We start from the raw sequence: 1,901 nt of genomic DNA, 5'->3' as shown, positions 1-1,901 counted from the left end.
GAGATTTTAACTTTGTTTTGGAGAGAATAATGAAAAAATCGATTATCGCTTTGGTTATTGCCGGTTTGCCACTGGCTGCCTCTGCAGAAGTGATTCTGTATGGTCAAATCAAAAGCAGCGTGACCGTCGGTCAAGTAAAAATCAAAGGTGATGCAGGTTCTGAAACCAGCTCTACCGCAACCAGCATCAATGACAATACTTCCCGTATCGGTTTCAAAGGCAGCGAGAACTTGGGCGGCAATTTGAAAGCCATTTGGCAAGTTGAACAAAAAACAGCAATCACGGGCGGTTCCCAAGGTTTTGCCACTCGTGATTCCTTCATCGGTTTGCAAGGTAAATTCGGTAAGATTCGCGCCGGTAAACTCAGCAATATGCTGAACGAAATGGACACCATCGATCCATGGATGTACAAAACCAATGCCGCAGGCTTGGGCATCTTTACCCGTACCGGCAACCGTAACGCTGCTGTACGCTACGACAGCCCGGATTTCGGCGGATTCAAATTCAACGTGTCTTACGCACCGCGCGATAACCGCAATCCTTCAGACAAATACACGCACACCAAACCGGCCAAAGACCAATACACCGGTGGCGTGAGTTTCTCTAAAAACGGCTTTACCGCCAATGCGGCTTACGGCCACTACAACGGCGCGTACACCGACAAATCAGGCAAAGTCAAAGCGGCGCAAATTGCCAAAGTCGAAACTTATTACGATAAAGACAATCTCTTTGTCGGCGGCGGCGTACACTATGCCAAAGGCCATGAGACAGGCAACGAATATTTAGGCTATTTCACTGATGGTTTTAATGAGTACAAGGGTAGTGACATCACTGCTGATTCAGGCAAATCTGAAGCCGTGAAAGTGGTTGATGCAGCGGTAACTGTCGGCTACAAATTCGGTAATGTGACCCCACGCATTACTTACGCGCACGGCTGGCCTGCCAAGGGCGTGAACAGTGGCGAAAAATTGGTGGATAAATTCGACCAAGTCGTTGTCGGCGGCCAATACACCTTCAGCAAACGCACCGGCGTAGTTGCCCAACTGGCGTATCTGAAAGTCGGCAACAAAACCCGTCTGACTGCGGCCAACAAAGGCGGCGTTGAACAAAAAGCCGCTTCTGTGGGCCTGTATCACAAATTCTAAGCCGTCTTGAAAGACAAGGCCGTCTGAAAAATTTCAGACGGCCTTTTTGTTGATTAAAGCGGTTTATTTGTCGTGCTTGGTCAGCGTTGTGCCGTGACGGCCGCCGCGTTCTTTCAAACGTTGTACCAAGCCTTCAACCGTTGTCGGCATACCGTCGATACAGAATGCCTGATACAGGGCGGTGTGCAGGGCGTCGTTGCGGCTGAACGCATTGCCGATCAGCTTCCAATCGCCTTTGCGCGGCTCAATCCAGCGGTGATTTACTGTGTCGCCGTAAGCGAATACTTTGTAAGACGAACGTTTGTCTTTGCTGTAAGTAAAGGATGTGCGGGCGCAATAGAGGCCTTCGACGGAGAGGTTGTCGTAGCCTTTGTCGGAGCGCACATTCAAGACGTAGCGGATGCTGTTGTCAGGCGCAGGCATAATTTGCAGGCTGCTGAGCAGGATTTTAGGCTGCTTGCCGTAGGTTTCGTTGACATAGAGGTCGAACCAATCGCCCGATTGGGTATCGGGCAGGGGCGGCAACTCGGCTTTGTGTTCTTTAAACTCGCGTGCGGCAACTTCTTCAGGGCTTTCCTGATAACGCGTGTTGGTCAGCGTATCCTTTTGGCTGAAACCCAAAGCAAATGCTTGAGTCGCGGCAAGGCTGAGAGCGAGAAGGGCAAAACGGCGCATAGACAGCTCCAAAGTGAAAAACGGCTTTATTTTATGGGCTTGCAGGGTGGGGTGCAAGTAAGTGCGGTATAATTGACGTTA

The 1,901-nt window shown here is 50.2% G+C and carries 2 protein-coding genes; one reads left to right on the top strand and one right to left on the bottom strand.

What is annotated here, in order from left to right:
- Nucleotides 1-29 precede the first annotated feature (29 nt).
- Entirely contained in the window at nucleotides 30-1,145 is a 1,116-nt protein-coding gene (locus ACTHUT_RS19350) for a porin (protein ID WP_070713013.1), read from the top strand.
- Nucleotides 1,146-1,208: 63 nt separating this feature from the next.
- Here ACTHUT_RS19350 and ACTHUT_RS19345 read toward each other — a convergent pair whose 3' ends face one another.
- The gene (locus ACTHUT_RS19345; protein ID WP_070713010.1) at nucleotides 1,209-1,820 is read right to left on the bottom strand and encodes a CNP1-like family protein; all 612 of its coding nucleotides are present in this window, start codon (nucleotides 1,818-1,820) and stop codon (nucleotides 1,209-1,211) included.
- Between the last annotated feature and the right edge of the window lie 81 nt (nucleotides 1,821-1,901).

It is taken from the genome of Neisseria sp. P0022.S010 (assembly GCF_051956635.1).
Note: the sequence above shows the minus strand (reverse complement) of the source record. Positions and strands in the feature narration are given on the sequence as shown.